The sequence below is a fragment of the Nocardia jiangxiensis NBRC 101359 genome, assembly GCF_000308615.1.
In the GTDB taxonomy this organism is placed as follows: domain Bacteria; phylum Actinomycetota; class Actinomycetes; order Mycobacteriales; family Mycobacteriaceae; genus Nocardia; species Nocardia jiangxiensis.
This window is the reverse complement of the sequence record NZ_BAGB01000047.1, coordinates 395,481-420,614: the sequence shown is the minus strand read 5'-3', so window position 1 is coordinate 420,614 and position 25,134 is coordinate 395,481. Positions and strand designations below refer to the sequence as shown.

Sequence of the window (25,134 nt, the reverse complement as noted above, 5' to 3'; positions counted from 1 at the left end):
CGGATCCATAATTCACTTCACCGCCGACTCGGCGTCCGGTTGCGGGAAGCGCACCATGGCCTCCTGCGCGTAGGAGGCGACCAGCTGCCCATCCTCGGTGAGCACATCGCCGCGGCCGAAACACCGGCCACCGGACATGATCGGACTGTCCTGGCGCAGCAGCAGCCATTCGTCGGTGCGGAACGCCCGGTGGAACCACAGGCTGTGCGAGGTGACCGCGGAACGGAAGGCGGTTCCGTTGCCGCTCTGGCGAATTCCCTCCAGTGGACGCAGGGCCGTGCCGATCAGATTCAGGTCGGTGGCGTAGGCCAGGATCGCCGGGGCGAGGTCCGGGGACACCTGCGGCGTGCGCATCCAGAACTCGAATGCCGGTGGCCCGGAGGCGGAGTCGTCCAGATCGGCGGCCGAGCGGGTCTCCCACGGCAGCAGACCCCACTCCACCTTGTGCTCGTCACCCAGCAGTGCGGCGGGCGCGGGCACGCTCTGCCGCTCCGGGCCCTCCTCGGGCGCGTGCAGCGAGAGTGAGGCGGTGGCCGCGACTCCGGAGTCCTGCTCGGCGACGATGCTCACCGTGGCGAACGAGCGGCCCTCATGATGCCGGCGCACCCGGTACCGGATCGGCTCGTCGGTGCGGCCCTCCCGTGCGAACAGGGCGTGCACCGATTTGACCGACTTGTGTGGACAGCTCAGCGCGGCCGCGCGGACGAACTGGCCCAGTAGCTGCCCACCGAACACGCGGTAGTACTCCAGCTGCTGGTTGGTGCCCTCGAAGACGTTCTCGTCGTCGAGGGACGACCGGGTCGACAGTTCGAGGCAGGCGAGAAGATCACTCCACAGGTCGGGCATGCACCCGAGTGTAAGTGAAACTCTCGAAGATTGAGAATAAGATTCTCATTTACGGGCGAAGCCGTGGGCGCAGAAGCTCCAGACCTCGCTCGCGCTGATCGGGTGCGTGGTCTCCTCGTCGGTGCCGCCGTTGGACTGCGCGGTGAACATCACCGTCTGCATCACCATGGCCGCCACGCGGCGCGGATTGGCGTCGCTGCGCAGTTGCTTGGCCTCCTGCGCCTGCTCCATCAGTTCGGTGAACAGTGCCAACACCGGCGCGTGCGCGACCTTGACCTGAGCGGGATGCGAGACCAGCAACTGTGGCGCGAAGTCGGTGAACAGCGGGCGCTGGGCATTCGGATCGGGACGGCACAGCTCGTACAGCAACTCGACGGTGACCTGCAACTGCTCCAGCGGATCGCTCTTGGCATCCGCGGCGGCGCGCAGCTGATCGGCTGTGCGGTTCAACGCATCCTCGAACAGTGCCAGCAGCAGCTCGTGTTTACCGTCGAACTGCAGATAGAAACTGCGCAGCGACTGCCGGGACCGGTCCACGACCTCCTGGACCGTGAAGTCGGTGGTGCCCTTCTCGGTGATGATCGCCTGGGCGGCATCCAGGAACCGCTGTACGCGCTGCTCGGCGCGCAACTTGGCGGTGCGCAGCGAGCGCTCGACCGCGCGCTGCTTCCAGGCGGGCTCTTCGCTGGGGCTGCTCACAGTGTCACCTCGTCGGCGTCGGACGCCCACGGCTGTGTCGTCGGTGTGCTCGCGCGCTTGCTCACGGGCTCACTGCTCCTCGGTTATGTGAAGAGAACATGACTGCACTGTACCGGAGAACGTGTTTCCATCGGGTTGCTGGGTGGCGTGTTTGTCGACATAGCGGAGACTATTACTTCCACTGAGCGAGAATGATATTCTCGCTAGACAAAGATGGCGAGCGGGGCCGTCGATCGAGCGTGGGCTCGCATCGGCGCCCTGCCCGCGAAGAATCTCCTCGGTAAGGAGGCTGTCCGCGATGCTTTTGGAGTTCGACTCCGACCAGCGGCTGTGGCACGACACGGTGCGTGAGGTGCTGGCCAAACAGTGCCCCCCGGCGCTGATTCGGGAGATCGCCGACAAGGGGGCCGATAGTGATGCGTTGTGGCGCAACTACATCGGCCACGGGTGGACCGAGTTGACCGATCCGGCGGCGATGGTCGAGCTGGGTATCGTGCTCGAGGAGCTGGGATACGCCACCGATCCGACCCCGTATCTGTCCACCATGACCCAATTCGTGCCGCTGGCACCGTATTTCGCACAGCCGGAAGTCTCCGGCACGGCGATCTACGACGGGATCACCGCCTTCCGCGACGCCGGGGGATGGGTGCTCACCGGGACCGCGCGGCACGTGCTGGACGGTGATCGGGCCGAGCGGTTCGCGGTGGTGACCGAGGCCGGGGTGTTCGTGGTGCCCGCCGCCGAGGCCAGTACCCGTCGCAGCATGGTGTTCGATCCCGTACTGCACGTCGGTGAGGTGAGTCTGGTCGGTGTGCGGGTGCGGGAGGAGAACTATCTGCGTTCCGACACCGAGCGCGCCCGTCACGTGGCGTTGACCGGGATGGCCCTGACCATGGTCGGTGCGTGCCGGCGCGTCCTGGATCTGGTGCTCGACCATGTGCGCACCCGCGAGCAGTTCGGGGTGCCGATCGGTTCGTTCCAGGCTGTCAAGCACAAGGCCGCCGATATGCACATCGCCATCGAAAGAGCCCGTGCCCTGGCCTATTTCGCGGCGCTGACCATCCGTGAGGACGATCCGCGCAGGCGGCTGGCCGCGGCCATGGCCAAGGCCGCCGCGGGGGAGTGTCAGGCGCTGGTGTTCCGCCACGGCATGCAGCTGTTCGGAGCGATGAGTTTCACCTGGGAGAACGACCTGCAGTTCGCGCTCAAACGGGCCAAGTCCGGCGAGCTGCTGCTCGGCGGCGCCGCCGAGCACCGCGCACTGATCGCCGAGGAGTACCGTGCAACTGAGTTTTGACCCCGAGGTCGAGGAATTCCGGGCCGAATTCGCCGCCTTCCTCGCCGAGAATCTGCCCGACGAGGTCGCCGCGGCGGCGGATCGGCCGATCTCCAGCGCCGAGGTTCCGCCCTGGGCGCGCGAGTGGCAGCGGCTGCTGTTCGACAACGGCTGGCTGCTGCCCGGCAACCCGCCCGAATTCGGCGGCCGCAACGCCGGAATCCTGCAACAGTACGTCCATCTGCAGGAACTCTCGTACCGCCGCATCTATCCCAGCTTCAACCCGCAGGGCCTGGGCATCATCGCCGCCTCGCTGCTGTCCTTCGGCACCGAGGAGCAGAAGACCCGTTGGGCGCGAAGGATTCTGCGCGCGGAGATCACCGCGGCGCTGGGAATGAGCGAACCGGGCGCCGGCTCGGATCTGGCCGGACTGCGCACCCGGGCGGTGCGCGACGGCGAGGAGTTCGTGGTCAACGGGCAGAAGGTGTGGACCTCGGGTGCGCACGACGCCGATGTGCTGCTGACCTTCGTGCGCACCGATCCGGATGCGCCGAAGCACAAGGGCATCAGCGTCCTGCTGATCCCCACCGATTCGCCCGGTCTGACCCGGCGGCCGTTCGCCTCCATCTGCGGTCCGCACGATCTGGACTTCAACGAGGTTTTCTTCGAGAACGTCCGGGTGCCCGCGGAGAATCTGGTCGGCCCGCTGAACGGCGGGTGGGGTGTGGCCAACGGCTCGCTCGGGCACGAACGCACCCTGTTGTGGCTGAGTTTCGCCGATCGGCTGCAGGAACTGCTCGAGGACTTCCGGCCGAAGACGGCGCTGGACCGGGACCGTTACGCGACGCTCGCGATGGACAATCAGGCGCTGCGGCTGCTGGGTTCGGCGGCGCTGGCCCGGGAGGCGCGCGGTGAACAGGACGTGGCCTCGCTGTCGGTGCTCAAACTGCTGGGTTCGGAGGCGGTGCAGAGCGCGGCCGATTCGGCGTTGTACGCCAAGGGGATCGACGGACTCGACCATCCGGCGATGACCGCGCCGTTCAATCCGCTGAACAACGATAATATGGTCAGCAGCTGGTTCGAGCGGTATGTGCGCAGTTTTGCCGGGACCATCGCCGGTGGCACCTCGGAAATTCAGCGCAATATTGTGGCCGAGCGTGTACTCGGCCTCCCCCGATAGGTGAGGAGCCCGAATTGTTGATCCGCTACGAGGTCGCCGACAAGGTCGCGACCATAACGCTGAATCGCCCCGAGGTCGCCAATGCGCAGAACCCGGAGCTGCTCGACGAACTCGATCAGGCCTGGACGCGCGCGGCGGCCGACGAGGACGTGACGGTGATCGTATTGCGGGGTGAGGGTAAACATTTCTCCTCCGGACACGATCTGCGCGGCGGCGGGCCCTGGCCGGACAAGATCACCCTCGACATGATCTACACGACCGAGGCGCGACGGTATCTGGAATATTCGCTGCGCTGGCGCAACGTCCCCAAGCCGTCGATCGCGGCGGTGCAGGGGCGGTGCATCTCCGGCGGGCTGCTGCTGTGCTGGCCGTGCGATCTGATCGTGGCCGCCGAGGATGCGCTGTTCTCCGACCCGGTGGTGCTGATGGGTATCGGCGGAGTCGAATATCACGGCCACACTTGGGAATTGGGGCCGCGCAAGGCCAAGGAGATCCTGTTCACCGGACGTCCGGTCACCGCGCGGGAGGCCGAGCAGGTGGGCATGGTGAACAAGGTGGTGCCGCGCGAGGAGCTGGACTCCGAAACCGCCGTGCTGGCCCGGCACATCGCCACGATGCCGCCGTTCGGGCTGCGACAGGCCAAGCGCGCGGTCAATCAGACCCTCGACATCCAGGGTTTCTATGCGGCGATCCAATCGGTATTCGATGTCCACCAGACCGGTCACGGCAATGCGCTGAGCCATACCGGTATGCCGATTCTGGCGCATCTGGCCGAGATGAAGGAGAAGTTGAAATAACCGGAATTATTTTCGGCGGAATCGGGAGATTCGTACACGCCGGACCGGTATTTGGCTAATATTACTGCTGTCGGTATTCCACTCGAATTCACCGGCGGCGCTTCGCCGTACGTGACACGGCAGCGAAGCAGTCGAATACACGAATCTCGGGTCGGCGATGCGCCGGATCGGTGCTCGCGGCTCGTATCGACCGACAGATCGATTCCGCCGAAGCACCCGCGGTGGAATATCACCCACCCCGAAATAACTTCCGGAAAGAAATACACCCATGCGCGATACCCTTTTCCGCCGGACCGCGATCTGCGCCGCTCTGGTGACCGTCGGCGCGTCCGTTCTCGCGGGCTGCGGCTCGTCGAACAGCACGACGAGCAGCTCGACCACGGCCGCCGCGCCCAGTTCCGCGGCGGCGACCACGTCGAGCGCCGGAACCAAGGCCGACGCCGCGACCACCCAGGCGATCACCGAGGTGTTCACAAAATTCTTCGACGCCAAGACCTCCGCCGCCGACAAGGCCACTCTGGTGGAGAAGGGCGATGCGTTCGCGCCGGTGTTGCAGGCCCAGGCGAGCAACCCGCAGGCACAGGGCACCTCGGCCACCGTCTCCGCGGTGACCCTGGACGACCCCACCCACGCCACGGTGACGTACTCGATCGTCATGGGCGGAAATCCGGTGCTGCCCAACCAGACCGGCAAAGCGGTGCAGGACGCCGGAAAGTGGAAGGTCGCCGCGGCCACCTTCTGCCAGCTGATGACGTTGCAGGGCGGCAAGTCGGCAGCTTGTAGCTGAGTTGTGGTTCGGCACAGACAGTGAAAGGGCCGGTGTGATTCGCACCGGCCCTTTCACCTGTTCTACAGCTGTGCCAACCGTGGCGCGGATCCCTGCGCGCGGATGTGTGCTCCGGCCTCGCGAGTCAATTCCCTTGTGCTGCCGAGCAAGCCGTCCAACACGAGCACCCGCCGGATATGTCCCTGCAACTCGTGTTCGGCGGTGAACCCGATCCCGCCGAGCGTCTGCTGACAATGTTTCGCGGCCAGCAGTGCCGCCCGCCCCGCGGCGGCCTTGGCCAGCAGGGCGCCGAACTCGTCGTCGGCGGTGCTCAGCGTCGCCTCGGCGCCGTCGAGTGCGACCAGCGTTTCCGCCAGGCGGTGCCGGATCGCCTGGAACGAGGCCACCGGCCGCCCGAACTGTTTGCGGTCCAAGGCATGTCGTCGCGCCAAGGTCAGCATGGTCCGGCCGCTGCCGATCAACCACCAGGCCAGGGCACGGCGGCCCGCACCGAGCGGGAGATCCGCACCCTGCGCCGCCGGATGCAGCGGCAGATCCTCGTCAACGGTGCCGCCGGGGCGATCCGTGCGCTCCCAGACCACCCACGATCCACCCGTGAACGGCAGGGATACCGTGCCGCCCAACGGGTTTCCGGCAGCCTGCGCCAGCACGTCGTTGAGCACCGGCGCATGCGCACCGGTCTCGCCGAGCAGCCGGAACACCAGAGGTATCGCGACATCGGGCATCTGGGCCAGCATCTCCGCCCACCCCAACTCACCCAGCGCGCGATCGAGCGCGGCTCCCGAGCCCGAGCTCATCGCCTTGCGCAAACTGTCCGCGAGCAGCTCGATCTCAGCGGAATCGGTATCGGTCATCGGAGGTTCCTTCCTCACTCTTTCCCGAGATCCAGCAGACGCCGGGCGACGATGTTGCGCTGGATCTCGGCGGTGCCGCCGTAGATGGTGGCGGCGCGGGAGTACAGGAATTCGGTGCGCCACGGGGAATCCTGGAGTTCGACCGCGCCGGGGAGCAGATCGCGGGCGGTGTCGAGGAGTTGCTGTTCGGCGGTGGCCAGCAGGATCTTGTCCACGGAGGTCTCCGGGCCCAGCGATGCGCCGGATGCCAAGCGCCGCTGGGTCTCCCGGGATCGGCAGCGCACGGTGTGCAGGGCCAGGTAGGCCGAGCCGAGTTCGGCGTCGTCGGGAATCGTGGTCTGGTCGATCACCCGGTCCAAGCGGGTGAACAGGTACGCGATGCGGTGCCAGAAGCAGGTCGAGCGTTCGTGCGGGAGCAGGTCCATCGCCACTCGCCAGCCGTCGCCCGGACGTCCCAGCATGCGGTCGGCGGGAATACGGACGTCGTCGAAGTACACCTCGGCGAATTCGTCCACGCCATGCATGGTGCGCAGCGGGCGCACGGTGATGCCGGGGGTGTCCATGTCCAGGAAGAAGGCGGTGATCCCGTCGTGGCCGGGCGCGGTGCGGGTGAGCAGGACGCAGCGCGCCGCGTACTGCGCGAGGCTGGTCCACACCTTCTGCCCGTTGACCACCCAATCATCCCCGTCCGGAACGGCTTTCGTGCTCAGCGAGGCCAGATCGCTGCCCGAGCCCGGCTCGGAGAACCCCTGGCACCACTGCTCGCGCCCGGACAGCAGCCGCGGCACCATCTCCGCGGCCAGTTCGGGTCGGGCGTAGGAGATCATCGTCGGCGCGAGCACCTCGATCATCGAATAGTTCCCGGGTTCGGCCAGATCGCGCGTGGCGACCTCCTCACCGAGAATCGCCCGGAGCACGGCCGGTCCACCGAGACCGCCGACTTCGGCAGGCCAGCCGTACCGCATCCACCCCGCGTCGTACAGCGCACGACGCACCCGGCACAGCTGCTCGAGCTCGGCATCGAGCGAGTGATCGGGGCCGGGTGTCAGGTCGTTCTCGTCGAGCCAGGCACGCACTCCGGCGCGAAACTCGTTGATATCCATAATGTTCAGACTCTCTCGAGAGCTACCGGGAGCTCGGATGGCACGGTTCCCCACCGGCGGACTGCTGCCGTGTGCCCTCGAAGGCGTGCTGGCCGCCGAAGCGCGTTCGAGCGCATAGCGGGCGGCCGAGGCGTCGTTGACCCGGCCGCCCGCACCGGCGTTATAGCCGGGTGCGCTCGAAGGCGTGCGGGATGCCCGAATCGTGATTCCCGTTGCGCCGGATGAACGTCATTCGCCGGGTGCGCAGCCGCCAGCCGTCCTCGGTCCGCACGAGTGTGTCGCTGTAGTAGCCGATCCGCATGTCGTGCGTGCTGTGATCGATGAAGCACAGCGGCTGGGTGCCGGTGGCGGTGTCCCCGTCGATGTCGAGAACCGGTGTGCCCGTGAGGAACAGGCCCTTGGGCGCGGCGGCCACCAGATCCGGGAACAGGTCCAGGGTGTAGGTGTCGCCGAAGGCGCTGTAGGTGCCGTCGGGGGTGAACACCGAGACCACGCCGTCGATGTCGCCCTGGGTGATGGTCACCGCGTACCGGGCCAGCAACTGCTGGATGTCGAGGAGATCCTCGTATCGTGAACTGCTACCGCTGGACAAAGACCTTGCCGCCTTTCATCACGAACCGCACGTCCTGGGTGACGGTGATGTCCTGGATCGGATCGCCGGGAACGGCGATGATGTCGGCCAGCAGTCCCTCGGCCAGCCGTCCGCGGTCCTCGGCATCGATGAGGTCCGCGCCGTTGACGGTCGCCGCGCGCAACACGTCGAGGGGGTCGAGCCCACGCGAGACCAGCGCGACGAGTTCGTCCGCGTTCTTGCCGTGCGGAATGGCCGGCGCGTCGGTGCCGACCGCGATCCGCACGCCCGCCTTGTAGGCGGCCAGGACCGAACTGTGCGCCTTCGGAAACATCTCGGCCGCTTTGGCTTTGAGCGCGGGGTCGGCGTGCGAGATGTCCATGGCATCGGTGAGCCGGGTGGTGGGCACCAGCCAGGTGTTGTGCTCGACCATCATGTCGATGGTCTCGTCATCGATGAGGAATCCGTGTTCGATGCAGTCGATTCCGCAGTCGACCGCGTGCCGGACCGCTTCGGCGCCGTGCGTGTGCGCGGCGACCTTGAGTCCGCGCCGATGCGCCTCGTCCACGATGGCGCGCAGCTCGTCGTCCGAATAATGCTGTGCGCCAGGGGATCCGGTGAGCGACATGACGCCGCCGGAGACGCAGATCTTGATCAGCTGCGCGCCGTACTTGATCTGGTACCGCACCGCCTTGCGCACCTCGTCCACGCCGTTGGCGATGCCCTCCTCGAGGGTCAGCTTCAGCACGTCGGGGGCGAAGGCGGAGAACATGGTCGGATCCAGATGCCCGCCCAGCGGGGTGATCGCATGTCCGGCGGGCACGATGCGGGGCCCGTCGATCCAGCCGCGGTCGATCGCCTTGCCCAGCGCGACGTCGAGCAGATATCCGCCGGTCTTGACGAACAGGCCCAGGTTCCGCACGGTGGTGAAACCCGCACGCAGCGTGCGGCGGGCATTGCCCACCGCACGCAGCATCCGCAGTGCGGGATCGTCGGTCACACTCGAGGACAGGCCGGTCTCCCCGCGACCACCCATGAGCAGATTGACCTCCATGTCCATCAGCCCGGGCAGCAGCACGACATCACCGAGGTCCAGGACCTCGCCGCGCGCCGGACCCCCCAGCCCGACGATGCGATCGCCTTCGACGTGCACGATGCCGGGCCGGATGATCTCGCCGGTGTCGATGTCCAGCAGACCGGCCGCTTGGAGTGTGAGCATGAGCTACACCACCGGCTCGGAGATCACATCGAGGTAGGCCGCACCGGAGTCCGGCACCCGGGGCTGCTTCCAGACCTCCACCGGGAAGGACACCATCACCAGCGACTGCAGCAGGTGGAACAGGTGGCGCTGCTCGTCGGGCAGGTCGTTCCAGTCGAATTTCTCGATGTGATCCAGCGCCTCCTGCAAGCGCGGGAAGACGGTCTCGTAGACGTCCTGCATCTGCTCCATCGAGGAGGCCAGGCGCTTGGCGTAGCGCTCGGGCTCGGTCGCCAGAATCCAGTCCGAGAACCGTTGCAGGTCGGCGAATTCGGCGGGCAGGGTCTTGGTCTCAGCTGGCTGCTCGGCCATTGCGGTACTCCTTCACGATGTTCTGGACGGTGATGTGCAGGTGGCGCAGCAGCACCTCCTGGTCATTCAGCGGGAATTCGGTGATCGCGCCGGTCTCGAGCATGGTCTGGGTCGCCTCGAGGGTGTTGGCGTCCTGCAGCGCGTACTCCTTGAAGGTGACCCCGGCCAGTTCCTGGCGCAGCCGCTCGCGGGCGTTCTTGGGCGGCACGAAGTACAGGTTCGCCTCGAAGATGTGCTTGTTCACCGCGGTCGGCCAGTAGTGGTAGGTCAGGTACCAGCCCGGCGCCCAGATCAGGATGCCGAAGTTCGGGAAGACCTCGAATTCGTCCACGCCCCAAGCCTTGTGGCCCGCGGGGTTGACGCCGGTCGGCAGCGGGTCCAGGCCCTCGATGTCGGGGCGGTCCCAGGGGCCGAACAGGCCGCTGCGCAGTTCGCGCTCGATCGGCTTGACCATGCCCGGGTCCTTCGGCGGGGCCATGCCGCCCCACGAGGAGACCATCGAATGCGGGGTCCAGCACTCGTAGTGCAGCGCCTCGAATCCGACCTCGAGCAGTTTGTCGGCCTCGTCCTTGACCGCCTGCTTCATGTGCAGCACGGGTGCGTGGTAGAACTCGGCGAACGCGTCGATGAACAGCTTCCAGTTCGCGCCGATCTCGGCGCGGTAGCTGTAGACCTCGGTCATCTCGTGGAAGGGGTAGCCCTCCAACCCTTTCGCCCACGCGCCGAGGTAATCCTCGAGGGGCTGGGCGGCGTCGTCGAGGTTGATGAAGATGAACCCCTCCCACACCTCACAGCGCACCGACTTGAGCCCGAACTTGCTCTTGTCGATGTCGAAGAATTCCTTCTCCTGCTGGACGAAGGTGGCCTCACCCTCGAGGCTGTACCGCCAGGCGTGGTACTTGCAGGTGAACTGGCGGCAGACCCCGGCGGTCTCCTCGCCCGGGTAGTCCTCCCAGACGAGCTTGTTACCGCGGTGGCGGCAGATGTTGTAGTACGCGCGGATCTGCTTGTCGTGGTCCTTCGCGATGACGAAAGAGGCGTTCACACAGGCGAGTTCGCGGGTGAAGTAGCTGCCCACCTTCGGCAGGCGTTCGACGCGGCCGACGTTGAGCCAGCTCTTCTTGAAGATCGCCTCCTGCTCGTCGGCGTAGAAGGCGGGATCGGTGGAGTCGGTGAAGTCGACCACCTCGGTACCCAGCTCGGGGTAATTCTCCGTCCAGCTGCCGGCAGCCGGTTTTGTGAAGTGTGGCAAGGGATTACCTCTCAGTGATCGGTCTTGACGCCGAAGGTGTTGAGTGCCATGGACATCGCGATGTAGCCGCCGATGGTGAAGACCAGGTCCATGCGCTGTTTCTCGTCCAGGCGCTCGGCCAGCGCGGCCCAGGTCTGGTCGGACAGTTCGGATTTCGCGTCGAGTTCGTCGACGCAGGACAGGATGAGGCGATCGAACTCGTCGGTCCCCTCCCCGCGGGTTACGGCGTCGATCTCCGCGGCGGTCAGTCCGGCCTCCTGGGCGAACTTGATGTGGTGCACCCACTCGTACTCGCAGCGGCGATTGTGGGCCACCCGCAGGATCACCAGCTCGCGGGCGCGGGGCGGCAGGGTGGACCGGAAGAGCAGATGGACGCTGAAGCCGAGGAACGCCTCGGTCAGGTCCGGGTGCCAGGCCAGCGGTGCCATGGCGGGACCTGCGGATTCGGGATTGCGCATCGCGCGGGGCAGCAGGGCGCGGAACGCGTCGCGGGTGCGGTCGTCCCACTGGTCCGCCGGTAGCGGCGGCAGGCGCATGCCGACCTCCTCTCGTGAGAATCTGATTCTCTAAAACTGAAGACTAGATTTCCATGAACCCGTGCGATAGTCAACGCCAGGGCTGCGGCCTGGGGAAATTGCGGCCGCCGAGAGTGGGTCGCGACCAGCTGCGTTGCTGGCCCGGCCCTGCCTCCCGTCGGATCGGATGGTGATTCTCCAAATAAGAGAATATAGTTTCCCTAGCGTTGCGCCCGGCCCGTCGGCGGGCCCGAAGTCCGAAGCGTCCGGCCCTGGTGGGCGGAAAGGAGTCCCACGATGACGAGCTGCGGCATGAATTTCGAGCTCACCGAGGACCAGGAGCTGATTCGCACGACCGTCGCGGAGCTGTGCCGCAAGTTCGACGACCAGTACTGGATGACCAAGGATCAGGCACACGAGTTCCCGACCGAGTTCTACGAGGCCATCGCCAAGGGCGGCTGGCTGGGCATTACGATTCCCGAGGAGTACGGCGGGCACGGCCTGGGCATCACCGAGGCCACCCTGCTGGCCGAGGAGGTCTCGCGCTCGGGCGGCGGGATGAACGCCGCCACCTCCATCCACATGTCGATCTTCGGCATGCATCCGGTGGTGGTGCACGGCTCGGACGAACTCAAGCAGCGCACCCTGCCGCGGATCGCCAACGGCGATCTGCACGTGTGCTTCGGCGTCACCGAACCCGGTGCCGGACTGGATACTTCGCGGATCACCACCTTCGCCCGGCGCGACGGCGACCACTACGTGGTGAACGGGCGCAAGGTGTGGATCTCCAAGGCGATGGAGTCGGAGAAGATCCTGCTGCTGACCCGCACCCAGCGCTACGACGAGGTCAGCAAGAAGACCGACGGCATGACGCTGTTCCTGACCGATCTGGATCGCGCGCACGTCGACATCCGGCCGATCGCGAAGATGGGCCGCAATGCGGTCACCTCCAACGAACTGTTCATCGACGGGCTCCGGATTCCGGTCGAGGATCGGGTGGGCGAGGAGGGGATGGGCTTCAAATACCTGCTCGACGGCCTGAATCCCGAACGCATGCTGATCGCTGCCGAGGCGCTCGGGCTCGGGCGCGTGGCCCTGGATCGGGCCGTGCGATATGCCAAGGAGCGCGTCGTGTTCGACCGGCCGATCGGCATGAACCAGGGGTTGCAGTTCCCGCTGGCCGATTCGCTGGCGCGACTGGATGCCGCGGAGCTGGTGTTGCGCAAGGCGACCTGGAGTTACGACCAGGGCAAGCCCTGTGGCCGGGAGGCGAACACCGCCAAATACCTCTGCGCCGACGCGGGATTCACCGCCGCGGACCGGGCGCTGCAGACCCACGGCGGGATGGGATACGCCGAGGAGTACCACGTGGCGCGGTACTTCCGGGAGGCGCGCGTGATGCGGATCGCGCCGATCAGTCAGGAGATGATCCTGAACTATCTGGGCTCGCACACGCTGGGACTGCCCCGGAGTTACTGAGCTGCAAGACATTCCGCGTGAGCAGAGATCGCCCGGAACACGGAATCACCGACAATCACGAGACACCAGGAGCTCACCGATGCCAGATACCAATACCCTGTTCGATCTGACCGGCCGCTCGGCGCTGGTCACCGGCGCGGCCGGGGGCATCGGCTCCGCGGTCGCCCAGGCCCTGGCGGCCCAGGGGGCGGCGGTGCTGGTCACCGATGTGAACGGCGATGCGGCCGCGGCGGTTGCGGAGAAGATCGTCGGAAATGGCGGCACCGCAGCAGGTTTCGCCCTGGACGTGTCCGATCGCGAGGCCGCTGATGCCGCTGCCGCCCGCGCGGCCGAATTGGCCGGGGGCACACTGCACATCGTGGTGAACAACGCCGGTGTCACCGATCCGCACATGTTCGCCGATATCACCGCGGACTCGGTGCGTCGGCTGCTGGAGATCCACACCATGGGCACCTTCAACTGCGCGCAGGCAGCGCTGCCCTATCTGCCGACCGACGGCACCGGGCGGATCATCAACGTCACCTCCTCCGCCGGTATCGTCGGCACCCTGGGACAGGTGAACTACTCCGCCGCCAAGGCCGCCATCATCGGCATGACCAAATCCCTGGCCCGCGAACTGGCCCGCAAGAACGTCCTGGTGAATGCGCTCGCGCCGCTGGCGGCCACGCCGATGACCGAGACCATCCGCACCGACGAGAAGTTCGCCAAGCAGATGTTGAACCGGATTCCGTTGCGGCGCTGGGCCGATCCGCAGGAGATCGCGGGCGCGTTCGTCTTCCTGGCCACCGATGCCGCCTCCTTCATCACCGGCCAGGTGCTGCCGGTGGACGGCGGCATGGTGATGTGATGCAGGATCCGACAGCCGGTCCGCTGGCCGGAATCACCGTCGTCGCACTGGAACAGGCGGTGTCCGCGCCGATGTGCACGCGCGCCCTGGCCGATTTCGGGGCCCGGGTGATCAAGGTCGAGAATCCGGCGGGCGGTGACTTCGCCCGCTACTACGACGATGTGGTGCACGGGCAGGCCGCGCATTTCGTCTGGTGCAACCGGGGTAAGGAATCGGTGACCCTCGACCTGAAATCCGATGCGGGCGTAGAACTTCTGCACCGGCTGCTGGATCGGGCCGATGTGCTGGTGTCGAATCTGGCGCCCGGGGCGACCGCGCGGCTGGGCCTGGCCCCGGCGGACGTTTCGGCGCGGCATCCGGATCTGATCGCGGTGGAGATCGACGGATTCGGTGCCGGCGGGCCGCTGTCCCACAAGCGTGCCTACGACCTGCTGGTGCAGGCCGAGTCCGGGGTGTGCGCGGTGACCGGCACGGCCGAGGGGCCCGCCAAACCCGGTCCGCCGATGGCGGATGTGACGACGGGACTGTATGCGGCACTGTCGATTCTGGCGACCCTGTGCGGCCGGTTGCGCAACGGGCCCGGTCCGGGGACGAATATCGCGGTGAGTCTGTTCGACATGATGGCCGAGATGATGGGGTACCACCTCAACTACGCGCGGTATTCCGGCGTGGATCTCGTGCCGCTGGGGATGAGTTCTCCGGCCGTGGCTCCCTACGGGGCCTATCGCACCGCCGATGATCAGACCGTCGTCCTGGGTACCACGAACGACCGGGAGTGGCAGCGCCTGTCCCGGGACCTGCTGGGGCGGCCCGATCTGGCCGACGACGCCCGTTTCGCGAGCAATACCGGTCGCTGCGAGAATCGCGGCGAACTGGATGTTGCAATCGGAACCTGGTGCGCCGCACACGATCTGGCGCACGTTCAGAAGGTCGCCGACGCCGCCGGTATCGGCAACTCGCGCTACAACCGACCGACCGAGGTGATCAACCATCCGCAGTTGGTGGACCGTCACCGTCTGCGCACCATCGACACTCCGGGCGGCCGCATCGTCGCGGTACTTCCTCCGGCGGTGATCGACGGCTTCGAACCCCCGATGGGGCCGGTGCCGGGGCTGGGCGAACATACCGACAGCCTGCTCGCCGAACTTGGTTGCAGTGCAGCGGAAATCGCCGGTTTGCGCGGGAGCGGCGCAGTCGGTGCACGGTACGAGCCGCCTCTGGAGACGACATGACGGCGGTGCGGGCGGGAGGTGTGATGCCCGGCGAACCTGTCCTGCTGACCGATGACACAGCAGGCGTGCGGACCTTGACGCTGAACCGCCCCCGCCGCAAGAACGCCATCGATCACGAGCTGTGGCTGACCCTCGCGGATGCGTTGCGGCACAGCGCGACCGATCGTTCGGTGCGAGCGGTGGTGATCACCGGTGCGGGCGGAGCGTTCTGTTCCGGTGCGGACATTTCCGCCCCCGACAACAGCCATCCGGTGTATCGCATGCGTGAGCTCACCGACGTCGCGCTGCTGCTGCACGAACTGCCCGTGCCGACGGTCGCCAAGGTGCGCGGGGTCGCGGTCGGCGCGGGCTGGAATCTGGCCCTGGGCTGCGATCTGGTGGTCGCATCGCCGCAGGCCAGGTTCTCGCAGATCTTCGCCCAACGCGGGCTGTCGCTGGATCTGGGTGGTTCCTGGCTGCTGCCGAAACTGGTCGGCCTGCAACAGGCCAAGCGCCTGGCACTGCTGGCCGAGACCATCGATGCGGCCCACGCCCGGGAACTGGGCCTGGTGACGTGGGTGGTGCCAGACGACGAGATCGACACGTACGTCAGCGATCTCGCCGCGCGCCTGGCCTCGGGCCCGCCGATCGCGTTGGCACAGACCAAGGCGCTGCTCAATGCGGGCGCCGGTCGGACACTGCGTGAGGCGCTGGCCGGTGAGGCCGCCGCGCAGGGACTCAATTTCGCCACCGCGGACGCCCCCGAGGCGTTCGCCGCCTTCGCCGAGAAACGCGAAGCGCAATTCACCGGTCGCTGGACCGTGCACCGACCCACGATGCGCGGCCGCGACGACTCCGAGAACACCAGGGGAGCAGATGTGTGAGGTAGTCATCGCCGGGGCCGTGCGGACCCCGGTCGGCAAACGGAACGGCGGCCTGTCGGAGATGCACGCCGCGGACCTGTCGGCGGTCGTGCTGAACGAGCTGGTACAGCGCACCGGCATCGATCCGGCCGTCGTGGACGACGTGATCTGGGGTTGCGTATCCCAGGTGGGTGATCAGTCGAGCAATATCGGCCGGTACGCGGTGCTGGCCGCGGGCTGGCCGGAGACGATTCCGGGGACGACGATCAACCGGGCCTGCGGATCGAGTCAGCAGGCGCTGGATTTCGCCGCGCAGGCCGTCGCTTCCGGACAGCAGGATGTCGTCGTCGCCGGTGGTGTCGAGGTGATGAGCCGGGTCCCGCTGGGGTCGGCACGCGCCACCGGTATGCCGTACGGGCCGAAAGTGCTTGCGCGGTACGAGGATTTCTCGTTCAACCAGGGCATCTCGGCCGAATTGATCGCGCAGAAGTGGGGTTTCACCCGCACCCGCCTGGACGAGTACTCGGCACATTCGCACGAGCGGGCGGCCGCTGCTCAGGACCGGGGTGCCTTCGAGGAACAGATCGTCCCGGTCACAACGGATTCCGGGAAGGTCACCGCCGATGAGGGCATTCGCCGCGGCACGACCGTCGAGAAGCTCGCGGGTTTGAAGCCCGCGTTCCAGGACGACGGCGTGATCCACGCGGGCAGCTCCTCGCAGATCTCCGACGGCGCTGCGGCGCTGTTGGTGACGACCGCCGAACGGGCCCGCGAACTCGGACTGACCCCGCTGGTGCGGTATCGGGCGGGTGCGGTGACCGGAGCCGATCCGGTGCTCATGCTGACCGGCCCCATCCCCGCGACGGCGAAAGTGTTGCGCAAGGCAGGAATCGGCGTCGCGGATATCGGTGTGTTCGAGGTGAACGAGGCGTTCGCCCCGGTCCCGCTGGCCTGGCTCGCCGAGACCGGCGCCGATCCGGCCGCGATGAATCCGCTCGGCGGCGCCATCGCGCTGGGACATCCGCTCGGCGGGTCGGGTGCCGTGCTGATGACGCGCATGATTCATCACATGCGCGACAACGGAATTCGCTACGGCCTGCAGACCATGTGCGAGGGCGGCGGAACCGCCAACGCCACCATCGTCGAACTAGTTTCCTGAAGGAGCCGTCGTGCGCCGTACCCTCTACACCGCCGATCACGAGGCATTCCGGGAGCTGGCAAGGAATTTCATCGATAAGGAAGTGGTCCCGCACTATCCGGACTGGGAGCGCGCGGGTCGCATGCCGCGCGAAATCTTCGAGCGGATGGGCGAACTCGGGCTGCTGGGCACCGCGATCCCGGAGGAGTACGGCGGCGGGGGAGTGCGGGACTACCGGTTCAACGCGGTCCTGCAGGAGGAGGCGTATCGGGCGCTGGTCACCCTCAGCACCGTGCGCACCCAGATCGATGTGATCCTGCCGTACTTCCTGGAGTACGCGAACGAGGAGCAGCGCCGCCGGTGGTTCCCCGGACTGGCGAACGGCACGTTGCTCACCGCGGTCGCGATGACCGAGCCCGGCACCGGCTCGGACCTGGCGGGTATCCGCACCACCGCGGTGCGTGACGGCGAGGACTACGTCATCAACGGCGCGAAGACCTTCATCACCGGCGGCCTGCTCGCCGATCTGGTGATCGTGGTCGCCCGCACCGACACCGATCCGGACAACCGCCGCGCGGGCCTGAGCCTGATCGTGGTGGAGAGCGGCCGTCCCGGATTCACCAAGGGCCGCATCCTGGACAAGCTGGGCTGCAAGGTGCAGGACACCGTGGAACTCTCGTTCGAGGATGTCCTTGTGCCGCAGTCGAATCGGCTCGGCGAGGAGGGCGAGGCGTTCGGCTACCTCGGTCACAATCTGGCGCAGGAGCGGATCACCGTTGCGGTCGGCTCGGTCGCCCAGGCGCGTTCGGCGATCGCCGCGACGAGCGAATATGTGAAGGAGCGCAAGGCATTCGGCCAGCCGGTCGCCTCGTACCAGAACACCAAGTTCGAACTCGCCGCCATGTCGGCGGAGGTCGAGGCGGCACAGACGATGATCGATCGAGCCGTGCTGGATCTGGTCGAGGGCGAGTTGTCCGGCGCCGACGCCGCCCGAACCAAACTGTTCTGCACCGAAGTTCAAGCCCGCGTGGTGGACCGCTGCCTGCAACTGTTCGGCGGCTACGGCTACATGCTCGAATACCCGATCGCGCGGCTGTACGCCGACGCCCGCGTGGCGCGCATCTACGCCGGGACCAGCGAAGTCATGAAGACCATCGTCGCGAAGGATCTGGGCCTGCGCTGACTGTGCGCCGCAAGTCATGTGCGCCGGCCCATGTGGACGGCGTCGTGTACCTGACCCCGACTCGCTGATCTCGCGGCTGTTCTCTGCCTCGACCCTGCCCCTGGAACACGGTGTGCAGTGGTTGCCGGTAAGACCAACTGCGATCCCGCGGGTGTCCATCCCGATGGAGTGGATGGTGCCCTGTTCCGGTTGAACAGCTTCGTGGGGCTCTACAGCAAGGTGTCGTACGGTCGGATGGCACAGGCTTGGCGGTCGTTTGCTCGACGCCAAAGAGGTTGCGCCCGAGGGCAATCCGCCGACAGACACGGCGGCGCCCTCGTCACCACGAGTTATATCTGGTCGACGGCACGATGCCCGAGCGGGACGTGTATTGCGCGGCGTCCGGGACTCCGAGCTGAGCAAGAGCCGCGGGGGTTGCACGAGGTCGAGCTCGTGGCTCCTGCCGCGGTCCGTGAGTTGACTGTGCCGCAACGGCATGGTGTTGCCTCGGAGTCGTGCGGCGAGAACGCGTCGCCCGTGCGCTCCACCGAGCGCACCGTCCCGCCTCTGATAGGAGCTCGGATGACCGAGGTGTCCGAGCGAGAGTCCCTGCCCGAGTCGATCGACGTCGAGCAGTTCGTCGCGGATCCGGAGTTCTCCGGGGCGTCGATCTCACCGGACGGGACGCGGATCGCCTATCTGGCACCGGAATACGGCCGGACGAACGTGTGGGTGCGCGGGGTCGACGAACTCCGACGACCTGCGGCTCGTCCGCATCGACCGGGAGACCGGCGCCCAGACGGTGCTCGCCGCCGTGGACGGGCACAGCCTGTGCACGATGGGGCTGGTGTCGCCCGTCCTACCTCCCATCGTGTTCACCAGCCGCCGGACCATTTCCGTCTCCTTCGGCCGCTCACTCGGTGCCGCGTGTGACCCCGGCGCGGACGATGGCCAGCAACCGGTCGATCTGGGGGGCGTCGGCCGCGGCGCGTCCGATTCCGTTGGCCGCGGCGAGCAGGTCGGCCACGTCGAGGTCGGCGTCCATCTCGCCCGCGAGCTGTGCCCGATGCAGCAGATCGGCTGCGGCGGTGTGCATCGTCTCGTGCCAATCTCGGTACAGCGCCGATCGCTGTCCGGCGTCGTCGTCCGGAATGGCCAGGGGGAGTTGACTTTTCGTGGATACGTGCGCGATGAACGCCCGGAGCCAGGTGAACAGCGCGTCGGCGGGCGAGGGATCGTCGAGCAGGGTCCGGCCCAACTCGCCCAGCGCGGTGACCTCCTCGGCGTAGACGGCGATGACCATGTCCCGGCGGGTGGGGAAGTGGCGGTACATCGTCGCATTCCCGACCCCGGCGCGCCGGGCGATCTCGTCCAGCGGGGCGCTCACCCCGACTTCGTCGAATACCTCCCGCGCGGCTGCCAGCACCAGTTCGTAGTTGCGGCGCGCATCGGCGCGACGTGGGCGGTCGGCCATATTTCTCCTTGCGAAGTGGGGAACTCCCCGGTTAGTCTAACGAGGCATAAACGGGGAGTTCCCCACTTAGGTGAGAGGCGTTCGAATGTTGGACATCACCGCGGCGGATCGCATCGCGATTCACGAGACGATCGCGTTGCACGGGCACGTGGCCGACGACCGCGACTGGGATCGATGGAGTGAGCTGTTCTCCGACGACGTGGTGCTGGACCTGGAGGACTTCGGGCTCGGCACGACCAACGGTATTGCGGCGCTACGGAAATTGTCCCGCGACAACCAGGACGATCCGGCCCAGCCGCTGGGGCATCACGTCACCAATATCGTTCTGGTCGCACAGGACGGTGACCGGGTGCGGGCGCGCTCCAAGGGGCTGGCGGTCAATGCGGACGGTACGAGCGGGACGGTCGTCTACGAGGACACGCTCCGCCGGGAACCGCAAGGCTGGCGCATCTGTCACCGCAAGATCCTCGCGCGCCGTGCACCCGTACGGGCGTAGTCGAGAACTGCGCGGATGTCTTGAGCGGGACTCGCAGTCGGACGAGTTGCCCCGGCCCAGGATCGGGTCGGCGAGGTCGTAGGATCGCCTGGAGTGCAAGTGCCTGTAGGTACGGCGTAGCACCGTCGGCCGGGATCACCGAGCGGCTCGGCAGAGCAAGAGCGAATGGATCACGCTGCTTTCTCGATCGTCCAGACAACGTTCGAAAGTGCCACTGTTGCAGAAAGGTTCGGAACCATGCGCTTGTCCCGCTTCGTCCTGGCCGCCGTGATCTCGGTGCTGTCTCTCGCCGTTCCGGCCGTTCCGATGGCTGCCGCGGCGCCCGGAGAGAGCATCGTCGACCGGGCGATCACGTTCTCGGTCCGCAACGTGAACACCTCGGGGGTGCCGTGCGGAACCGACGGCCGAACCTACACGGTGCACGGGCATCTCACCGGTCCGGCGCGGGCGCTGGCGGGGCGCACCGCTACCAGTACGGCGCTGTATCTGCACGGACTCGAGCTGGGGGAGTGGTTCTGGCGGTTCGGTGCCGTGCCCGGCTACGACCACGTGCGGGAGATGGCCGAACGCGGGCATGTGTCGGTCACGATCGATCGGCTCGGCTACGGTGCGAGCGGTCAGCCGCCGGGGACGCTCAGCTGTGTGGGCGGCCAGGCGACCGTCGCCCATCAGATCGTTCAGGACCTGCGATCGGGCAACTATTCCGCGGACGGCGGGGCGGTGGCCTTCCAGCGCGTTGCGCTGCTGGGACATTCGCTCGGCGGCGCGGTCGCCCAGGTCGAGGCGTACTCGTTCAACGACGTGGACGCCGTCGGCGTGCTGTCCTACTCCGATCTCGCCCTGACCCCGGAGCAACTGGTCGGCACCCTGTCCTGGGGATCCACCTGCCTCGCCGGTGCGCAGAAGTCCCCGGCCGGCGCTCCCGGATACAGCTACCTGACCCCGAATGTCCAAGCCTTCCAACAGGATTTCCTGGCCCAGTCGCCCCCGAACGTCCTGGCTGCCGCAACTCCCCTGCGTGCGGTGAACCCCTGCGGTGACATGATCTCCCTGACCGAGGCGACCCTGATCGACCCCACCCGCCTCGGCGCAATCCACGTCCCGGTGCTGTTCCTCGCCGGCACCAACGACCGAGTATTCGACGTCAACCGAGCCCGCTTCCAAGGCAGGTTGTTCACCGGCAGCAGGGACGTCACCACCGACATCGTCGACGGCGCCACCCACGGCCTGACCCTGGAACCCACAGCGGCGCAGGTGCGCGACGATCTCGACGGGTGGTTGCGGACCCACGGCTTCTGAACGACGCGCCATCTGCTGCCGGAGCTCCGGTCCCGACGTGCGCGGCCTGCGGTGTCCGCTCGATGCTCTGTGCCGCATTTCGCCGGAAACCGCACTACCCCAAGGTATTCAGCGCCGGTCACCGACCGGGCCGAGCCAGCGAAACGTCGGTCGAGTCGACCAGCGTGCTCGGACCGGACGCGGCGTTGGCCAGCGCGTCGTGCAGGAGTTTCGCGGTTTTTCCGGCGCGCTTGCCGCGCAGGTTCACCTCGGTGAAGCCGTCGATCAGCGCCGCGGCGGGATCCAGCAGGTCGTAGTTGGTCCTGCGGCTGTTCAGGGAATCGGTGACTACGGTCTCCCACGCTTGGTGGTGGGCTCGGAAGTCTCCGGCGCGGTCGAGGACGCGGGCGTATTCGCGAACCACGGCCGTGAATACCGCCCGCTCGAATCCGCGTCCGAACCATCGCCGCCGCGCCGCTCCCGGTGACTGCGGCAGGGCGGCTTGGTCCAGGACGATCCACAGGGCGATGTCGTGCTGTGGCACTGGTTCATTCGCAGAGCCATCTCCCGATTCGCCGATTACTATGCCGCGCAACGGTATCGGGTACTTCGTGAGCAGACGATCGATGGCGGAGGCGATCTCGCGGACGGTGCGCACATCGATGCCTTCGCGGTCGAACCCCCTGGTTTCCAGGCTGTGGCCGGCCGCCATGGTTCGAACGATCCGCAGCGACTCGCCGGCGTCCTCGGTCCGCGCGTGTCCGCTGCGCTCGTCCGCAAGCGGCGGGGGCGGTGTCGCCGTCCTCCGCGGGAGCAGAAAATCGAGGTCGGTCGGAATGGCCGTCACGCTGGGCATGGGCATGGGCATGGGCATGGGCATGGGCATGGGCATGGGCATGGGTGTGGGTGTGGGCAGGGGCGTGGCCATCGGCATCGGCATCGGCATCGGTGGCACGGTGTCGAGCTGTGTCGTGATCGGACTGTGCACGCGCGGTGCCGGTGTCGTCGTTCGCCTACGGGACCACGGAGTGGACAGCGGAGCGGAACCGTCGGCACGGCGCTCCGGTATCGTCGTCGACGTCGCGGCGAACGCCTGCACAGCACCGTCGCTCTCGTACATTTCGGCGGATGCGATGGCCGCCTTCAACTCGTCGACCGCTCGGGACGCTTGACCGATGAGCTGTTCCAATGTCGCAACCAACGCGCGCAATGCGTCCGTGTCGAACTGCGACGGCTGACTCACCGATCTCTCCTGCTCGTCCCGCCGATCCCCGACCGGTTGAACTCGGCCCCCGCTCATCGAAGGCAGAACACCCAGTATCCCACGCCTCCCTACCACCTCTTGCCACCCGCGAGGATGCCCGCGAATGCATCCGCCACAACCCCGTTCCGGCCTCAGCGGCAGTCCGGACCGCCGTGGATGACCAGCAGCGGCGCACGGGTACGCCCTCCCGCGATCGTGGGTTATTCGCCGAAGATATTCGGACTCACTCGGGCGCGTGCGAGACTTTCGGTATGACTTCGGCTGCTGAGGTTCCGCCGGGTTTTCATTCGGTGACGCCACGCATGGTGGTCGACGACCAGCTTGCCGCGGTCGCGTTCCTGCGGACGGTGTTCGGGGCTGCCGGCGAGGTCGAGCCGAATCGACCGGCCGAGGTGCGGATCGGTGACTCGCGGGTCATGGTGTCGGAATCCGGCGAGCGCGAGGTGTTTCCGGCATTTCTGTACATCTACGTCGATGATGTCGCAGAGACGTACCAGCGGGCGCTGACCGCGGGAGCCGTCACCATCGAGGCGCCGCTCGACACACCGTACGGTGACCGGCGGGCGATGGTCCGCGATCCGTTCGGCAATGTCTATCAAATTGCGCGTCGGAGCGGGACCACCGCGTGAGGTGTCACGATCCGGGCGAACTATGCGTAACGATGTGCCCAGCCCATGACCTGGGTGACGTAGGCCATCGAGTGGTTGTAACGCATGATCGCGGCCGTGCGCTGTTCCTGGTTCTGCATGTTCAGCCCGCCTGAGCAGAGATAATTTCCGGCGGTGTAGCTCGCGTCGAACAGATTTTGCGGGTTGCTGCCGGGCCGTGCGTACCGTGCCCACGTCGCGGGCATGAACTGCATCGGGCCTTCCGCGCGCAGGAATTTGCCTGCGTGATTGCGGATCACCTCGTTGCCGGGCAGCGTGCCGTCCAGGGCCGGGCCGTAGATTGCGCGACGGGTCGTCCCGAACATGTCGACGTTGCCGTTGTTCGCGTGATGCGACTCGACCCGGCCGATACCGGCGAGCAGCTGCCACGGCATGTGGCACTGAGGTTGCTCCACAGCGAGTTCGGCTGCGGCGACCTTGTAGGCGGTTGCCGCGACCCCGGGAATTTCCGGGGCGCTCGAGCCGGAAGCCGATCCGGAGTCCGCGGATCCCGTACCCGCCGACCCCGATTCCGCCGACCCGGTGCCGGCCGATCCGGTGGGCAGCGCAACCATCCGGACCTCGGGCGTGGTCTCGGCTGCCGAGGCTTGGGTGGCGAGGGCGGTCAACGAGACCACCCCGGGAACCAAACCGGACAACGCGATCACTGACCTGCGCCGGATCACTGGATCCGGCTCCCTCCGGTGACGTCCCACCTCGGTACTACCTCCGTGACATACATGCGAGCGGACGTCATTGTATCGATATCGGCCGCCGAGCGCTCGGTAACGCCCATCTAGCTCGAAATACGTTCTCCAACAGCATGATCGGTGATATCGCGGGAAGGGAGCGAAACCGGCGACCGTGCCTGCCCGGACGCACGGCACCGAAATGCTCTGCAGGTCAGGACATCCTGTCGCACCGAAATCCCGATCGGTCCGCGACATCCGGCTCGATAGGCTTCAGGTCATGGAACGCCCGGACCCGAATTCTCCGCTCGGCTACGACGAAGCACTGCGGATCGCGCGCGATTGGGCACAGGATCCGGGCACTCTCATCGCCTACCCCCATCAAGGGCTCGAGAATGCCCGCTACGGGAGAGGTTTCGCCTTTCTGGAGACGCTCCGCAGCGGTACGGACGGCTATGTCCTGGTGTCCACGACCCGTACCGGTGGCGGAGTATTGTCGGCCGACCGAGACATCGACGCGGTGATCGCCGAACACCTGGCCCAAGCCGAACATGCCAACCGGCATATCCCCGACAGCGAACTCTCGGCCGTGCACCGAGTGGCGCTCGACGCCTACGATGCCGGGCTCACACGCATCGACGAAATACCCGCCCGCGCAGCGCTCGACGCCGAGACAGCCGACTACGCCGAGTTCATCCTGCTCATTCTGCGGAATAACCAGGGCCAAGGGGACTCCGGCCGGAAAATCCTCGCCCACAACGATTTCCTGCTGGAAAGCCCGACCCCTGGACGTCGCTACACCCAGCCTTGCCCGCACTGTGGGCGGCCGGCGGTTTACCAGGCGCGCTATCCGCGCGCGGTCTGCGATCACTGCTTCCACCGCACCACCGACCGCGCGGGACGTCGGGTCACCGGTTTCAACATCGATATGAGCGGCGGAATGATCGCCTACTACACCGACACGGTCGAGCAGTCGGACGGCTCCAGCTCCCGATACGAGGAATGCGTCGAGGTCAGCCGAACGGGTGTGTGTTTCATCGACGAACACCCGGCGATCATGCAGGAGGCACGTTTCGGCGGGATCGTCGTTCAAATAGCCGTCGGCGACTTGTAGGCCGGAACCGGCAGCGGCCGCC

At 66.8% G+C, this 25,134-nt stretch carries 27 protein-coding genes; 15 read left to right on the top strand and 12 right to left on the bottom strand.

The genetic code is table 11. The annotated features are described in order from the left end of the window. Positions 1-12: 12 nt before the first annotated feature. Together ON40_RS22420 and ON40_RS22415 are read right to left on the bottom strand one after the other, a co-directional pair. A complete protein-coding gene (locus ON40_RS22420) occupies positions 13-846 on the bottom strand; it encodes an acyl-CoA thioesterase (protein WP_040825699.1) in 834 nt (277 codons plus the stop codon). Between the two features lie 45 nt (positions 847-891). Continuing rightward, a complete protein-coding gene (locus ON40_RS22415) occupies positions 892-1,545 on the bottom strand; it encodes a TetR/AcrR family transcriptional regulator (protein WP_040825697.1) in 654 nt (217 codons plus the stop codon). Between the two features lie 298 nt (positions 1,546-1,843). Here ON40_RS22415 and ON40_RS22410 point away from each other — a divergent pair, with 298 nt between their 5' ends. The 4 genes from ON40_RS22410 (at position 1,844) to ON40_RS22395 (ending at position 5,585) form a co-directional block, all read left to right on the top strand. After that, on the top strand, positions 1,844-2,842 hold the full coding sequence (locus tag ON40_RS22410) for an acyl-CoA dehydrogenase family protein (RefSeq protein ID WP_040825695.1): 999 nt from the start codon (positions 1,844-1,846) through the stop codon (positions 2,840-2,842). Next, a complete protein-coding gene (locus ON40_RS22405) occupies positions 2,826-4,001 on the top strand; it encodes an acyl-CoA dehydrogenase family protein (protein ID WP_040825693.1) in 1,176 nt (391 codons plus the stop codon). The genes ON40_RS22410 and ON40_RS22405 overlap by 17 nt, the downstream gene beginning before the upstream one ends. Positions 4,002-4,015: 14 nt before the next feature. After that, a complete protein-coding gene (locus tag ON40_RS22400) occupies positions 4,016-4,798 on the top strand; it encodes an enoyl-CoA hydratase (protein WP_040825691.1) in 783 nt (260 codons plus the stop codon). Positions 4,799-5,066: 268 nt separating this feature from the next. Continuing rightward, on the top strand, positions 5,067-5,585 hold the full coding sequence (locus ON40_RS22395) for an MTB12 C-terminal domain-containing protein (RefSeq protein WP_040825689.1): 519 nt from the start codon (positions 5,067-5,069) through the stop codon (positions 5,583-5,585). Positions 5,586-5,647: 62 nt separating this feature from the next. Here ON40_RS22395 and ON40_RS22390 read toward each other — a convergent pair whose 3' ends face one another. The 7 genes from ON40_RS22390 to ON40_RS22360 form a co-directional block, all read right to left on the bottom strand. Next, a complete protein-coding gene (locus tag ON40_RS22390; RefSeq protein WP_040825687.1) occupies positions 5,648-6,439 on the bottom strand; it encodes an acyl-CoA dehydrogenase family protein in 792 nt (263 codons plus the stop codon). 14 nt (positions 6,440-6,453) lie between these two features. Next, complete coding sequence (locus ON40_RS22385; RefSeq protein ID WP_040825686.1) at positions 6,454-7,542, bottom strand: acyl-CoA dehydrogenase family protein; 1,089 nt, start codon at positions 7,540-7,542, stop codon at positions 6,454-6,456. Positions 7,543-7,702: 160 nt separating this feature from the next. Beyond that, positions 7,703-8,134 carry a nuclear transport factor 2 family protein gene (locus tag ON40_RS22380; RefSeq protein ID WP_040825684.1) on the bottom strand — a complete coding sequence of 144 codons (432 nt, stop codon included), beginning with the start codon at positions 8,132-8,134 and terminating at the stop codon, positions 7,703-7,705. Then, positions 8,121-9,332, bottom strand: coding sequence for a metal-dependent hydrolase family protein (locus ON40_RS22375; RefSeq protein WP_040825682.1), 1,212 nt, complete (start codon positions 9,330-9,332; stop codon positions 8,121-8,123). Before ON40_RS22375 ends, ON40_RS22380 begins: the two co-directional genes overlap by 14 nt. Positions 9,333-9,335: 3 nt before the next feature. Continuing rightward, positions 9,336-9,683, bottom strand: a complete 348-nt coding sequence (locus tag ON40_RS22370; RefSeq protein WP_040825680.1) for a hypothetical protein — start codon at positions 9,681-9,683, stop codon at positions 9,336-9,338. Beyond that, positions 9,664-10,935: an aromatic ring-hydroxylating oxygenase subunit alpha gene (locus tag ON40_RS22365; protein ID WP_040825678.1), complete on the bottom strand. Its 1,272-nt coding sequence runs from the start codon at positions 10,933-10,935 to the stop codon at positions 9,664-9,666. The genes ON40_RS22370 and ON40_RS22365 overlap by 20 nt, the downstream gene beginning before the upstream one ends. Positions 10,936-10,946: 11 nt before the next feature. Then, a complete protein-coding gene (locus tag ON40_RS22360) occupies positions 10,947-11,471 on the bottom strand; it encodes a carboxymuconolactone decarboxylase family protein (protein WP_040825676.1) in 525 nt (174 codons plus the stop codon). Positions 11,472-11,762: 291 nt separating this feature from the next. On the opposite strand from ON40_RS22360, the gene ON40_RS22355 reads away from it, so the two are divergent. The 6 genes from ON40_RS22355 to ON40_RS22330 all read left to right on the top strand — a co-directional run bounded on the left by ON40_RS22355 (position 11,763) and on the right by ON40_RS22330 (position 18,171). Beyond that, a complete protein-coding gene (locus ON40_RS22355) occupies positions 11,763-12,929 on the top strand; it encodes an acyl-CoA dehydrogenase family protein (RefSeq protein ID WP_040825674.1) in 1,167 nt (388 codons plus the stop codon). A 79-nt stretch (positions 12,930-13,008) separates the two neighbouring features. Continuing rightward, positions 13,009-13,776 (top strand): SDR family NAD(P)-dependent oxidoreductase, encoded by a 768-nt coding sequence (locus tag ON40_RS22350; RefSeq protein WP_040825672.1) that lies wholly within the window; start codon positions 13,009-13,011, stop codon positions 13,774-13,776. Then, the gene (locus ON40_RS22345; RefSeq protein WP_040826030.1) at positions 13,776-15,008 is read left to right on the top strand and encodes a CaiB/BaiF CoA transferase family protein; all 1,233 of its coding nucleotides are present in this window, start codon (positions 13,776-13,778) and stop codon (positions 15,006-15,008) included. Before ON40_RS22350 ends, ON40_RS22345 begins: the two co-directional genes overlap by 1 nt. Beyond that, entirely contained in the window at positions 15,005-15,871 is an 867-nt protein-coding gene (locus ON40_RS22340) for an enoyl-CoA hydratase/isomerase family protein (protein WP_245567932.1), read from the top strand. The genes ON40_RS22345 and ON40_RS22340 overlap by 4 nt, the downstream gene beginning before the upstream one ends. Beyond that, positions 15,864-17,009 carry a thiolase family protein gene (locus tag ON40_RS22335; protein WP_040825670.1) on the top strand — a complete coding sequence of 382 codons (1,146 nt, stop codon included), beginning with the start codon at positions 15,864-15,866 and terminating at the stop codon, positions 17,007-17,009. Before ON40_RS22340 ends, ON40_RS22335 begins: the two co-directional genes overlap by 8 nt. 10 nt (positions 17,010-17,019) lie before the next feature. Continuing rightward, complete coding sequence (locus tag ON40_RS22330) at positions 17,020-18,171, top strand: acyl-CoA dehydrogenase family protein (protein ID WP_040825668.1); 1,152 nt, start codon at positions 17,020-17,022, stop codon at positions 18,169-18,171. 892 nt (positions 18,172-19,063) lie between these two features. Here the strand turns inward: ON40_RS22330 and ON40_RS53965 are convergent. After that, positions 19,064-19,624, bottom strand: a complete 561-nt coding sequence (locus ON40_RS53965; protein ID WP_040825666.1) for a TetR/AcrR family transcriptional regulator — start codon at positions 19,622-19,624, stop codon at positions 19,064-19,066. Positions 19,625-19,709: 85 nt separating this feature from the next. Here ON40_RS53965 and ON40_RS22320 point away from each other — a divergent pair, with 85 nt between their 5' ends. Together ON40_RS22320 and ON40_RS22315 are read left to right on the top strand one after the other, a co-directional pair. After that, positions 19,710-20,120, top strand: coding sequence for a nuclear transport factor 2 family protein (locus tag ON40_RS22320; protein WP_051193403.1), 411 nt, complete (start codon positions 19,710-19,712; stop codon positions 20,118-20,120). A 237-nt stretch (positions 20,121-20,357) separates the two neighbouring features. Then, positions 20,358-21,419 carry an alpha/beta hydrolase gene (locus ON40_RS22315; protein WP_040825662.1) on the top strand — a complete coding sequence of 354 codons (1,062 nt, stop codon included), beginning with the start codon at positions 20,358-20,360 and terminating at the stop codon, positions 21,417-21,419. 118 nt (positions 21,420-21,537) lie between these two features. On the opposite strand, the gene ON40_RS22310 is transcribed toward ON40_RS22315, so the two are convergent. Further along, on the bottom strand, positions 21,538-22,110 hold the full coding sequence (locus ON40_RS22310; RefSeq protein ID WP_040825660.1) for a hypothetical protein: 573 nt from the start codon (positions 22,108-22,110) through the stop codon (positions 21,538-21,540). 124 nt (positions 22,111-22,234) lie between these two features. On the opposite strand from ON40_RS22310, the gene ON40_RS51990 reads away from it, so the two are divergent. Both ON40_RS51990 and ON40_RS22300 read left to right on the top strand, forming a co-directional pair. Then, positions 22,235-22,570: a hypothetical protein gene (locus ON40_RS51990; protein WP_063713063.1), complete on the top strand. Its 336-nt coding sequence runs from the start codon at positions 22,235-22,237 to the stop codon at positions 22,568-22,570. Between the two features lie 343 nt (positions 22,571-22,913). Then, entirely contained in the window at positions 22,914-23,291 is a 378-nt protein-coding gene (locus ON40_RS22300) for a VOC family protein (protein ID WP_245567931.1), read from the top strand. A 20-nt stretch (positions 23,292-23,311) separates the two neighbouring features. Here the strand turns inward: ON40_RS22300 and ON40_RS22295 are convergent, their stop codons facing one another. Beyond that, on the bottom strand, positions 23,312-23,938 hold the full coding sequence (locus ON40_RS22295; RefSeq protein WP_157186369.1) for a lytic transglycosylase domain-containing protein: 627 nt from the start codon (positions 23,936-23,938) through the stop codon (positions 23,312-23,314). 340 nt (positions 23,939-24,278) lie between these two features. On the opposite strand from ON40_RS22295, the gene ON40_RS50045 reads away from it, so the two are divergent. Beyond that, a complete protein-coding gene (locus ON40_RS50045) occupies positions 24,279-25,112 on the top strand; it encodes a zinc ribbon domain-containing protein (RefSeq protein ID WP_051193400.1) in 834 nt (277 codons plus the stop codon). The last annotated feature ends 22 nt before the right edge of the window (positions 25,113-25,134 follow it).

Coding starts and splice junctions, on each gene's coding strand:
- ON40_RS22420 (WP_040825699.1), bottom strand. CDS start 846: ATGCCCGACCTGTGGAGTGATCTTCTCGCCTGCCTCGAACTGTCGACC.
- ON40_RS22410 (WP_040825695.1), top strand. CDS start 1,844: ATGCTTTTGGAGTTCGACTCCGACCAGCGGCTGTGGCACGACACGGTG.
- ON40_RS22395 (WP_040825689.1), top strand. CDS start 5,067: ATGCGCGATACCCTTTTCCGCCGGACCGCGATCTGCGCCGCTCTGGTG.
- ON40_RS22390 (WP_040825687.1), bottom strand. CDS start 6,439: ATGACCGATACCGATTCCGCTGAGATCGAGCTGCTCGCGGACAGTTTG.
- ON40_RS22385 (WP_040825686.1), bottom strand. CDS start 7,542: ATGGATATCAACGAGTTTCGCGCCGGAGTGCGTGCCTGGCTCGACGAG.
- ON40_RS22375 (WP_040825682.1), bottom strand. CDS start 9,332: ATGCTCACACTCCAAGCGGCCGGTCTGCTGGACATCGACACCGGCGAG.
- ON40_RS22370 (WP_040825680.1), bottom strand. CDS start 9,683: ATGGCCGAGCAGCCAGCTGAGACCAAGACCCTGCCCGCCGAATTCGCC.
- ON40_RS22360 (WP_040825676.1), bottom strand. CDS start 11,471: ATGCGCCTGCCGCCGCTACCGGCGGACCAGTGGGACGACCGCACCCGC.
- ON40_RS22355 (WP_040825674.1), top strand. CDS start 11,763: ATGAATTTCGAGCTCACCGAGGACCAGGAGCTGATTCGCACGACCGTC.
- ON40_RS22350 (WP_040825672.1), top strand. CDS start 13,009: ATGCCAGATACCAATACCCTGTTCGATCTGACCGGCCGCTCGGCGCTG.
- ON40_RS22345 (WP_040826030.1), top strand. CDS start 13,776: ATGCAGGATCCGACAGCCGGTCCGCTGGCCGGAATCACCGTCGTCGCA.
- ON40_RS22340 (WP_245567932.1), top strand. CDS start 15,005: ATGACGGCGGTGCGGGCGGGAGGTGTGATGCCCGGCGAACCTGTCCTG.
- ON40_RS22335 (WP_040825670.1), top strand. CDS start 15,864: ATGTGTGAGGTAGTCATCGCCGGGGCCGTGCGGACCCCGGTCGGCAAA.
- ON40_RS53965 (WP_040825666.1), bottom strand. CDS start 19,624: ATGGCCGACCGCCCACGTCGCGCCGATGCGCGCCGCAACTACGAACTG.
- ON40_RS22320 (WP_051193403.1), top strand. CDS start 19,710: ATGTTGGACATCACCGCGGCGGATCGCATCGCGATTCACGAGACGATC.
- ON40_RS22315 (WP_040825662.1), top strand. CDS start 20,358: ATGCGCTTGTCCCGCTTCGTCCTGGCCGCCGTGATCTCGGTGCTGTCT.
- ON40_RS22310 (WP_040825660.1), bottom strand. CDS start 22,110: ATGGCGGCCGGCCACAGCCTGGAAACCAGGGGGTTCGACCGCGAAGGC.
- ON40_RS51990 (WP_063713063.1), top strand. CDS start 22,235: ATGGCCGTCACGCTGGGCATGGGCATGGGCATGGGCATGGGCATGGGC.
- ON40_RS22300 (WP_245567931.1), top strand. CDS start 22,914: ATGACTTCGGCTGCTGAGGTTCCGCCGGGTTTTCATTCGGTGACGCCA.
- ON40_RS50045 (WP_051193400.1), top strand. CDS start 24,279: ATGGAACGCCCGGACCCGAATTCTCCGCTCGGCTACGACGAAGCACTG.